The organism is Microbispora sp. ZYX-F-249 (genome assembly GCF_039649665.1).
In the GTDB taxonomy this organism is placed as follows: Bacteria; Actinomycetota; Actinomycetes; order Streptosporangiales; family Streptosporangiaceae; genus Microbispora; species Microbispora maris.
The window spans coordinates 1-206 of the sequence record NZ_JBDJAW010000206.1 but is presented as its reverse complement, the minus strand read 5'-3'; the positions used below and the strand labels follow the sequence as shown (position 1 = coordinate 206).

The window sequence follows — 206 nt, the reverse complement described above, 5'->3', positions numbered from 1 at the left end:
ACCGTGCCGAGGCCGTCGACGTACCGGTTGAACATGCAGAAGGCGGCGGCGATGAGGACGGTGTCGTGGATCTCCAGGTCGGTGGCGCCCTCGGCGCGGGCGGCGGCGACCTGTTCCTCGGTCACCTCCCTGCCGCCGCGCTGTACGGAGGCCGCGATGCGCAGCAGCGCCCGCATCTTGGGCGTCACCGGCGCGGTGTCGAGGTC

At 72.3% G+C, this 206-nt stretch carries 1 protein-coding gene; it reads right to left on the bottom strand.

The window, feature by feature from the left end; all coding sequences use genetic code 11:
• Positions 1-206: carboxymuconolactone decarboxylase family protein (locus AAH991_RS40410; RefSeq protein ID WP_346231230.1), on the bottom strand; the 206-nt coding region annotated here is incomplete at both ends.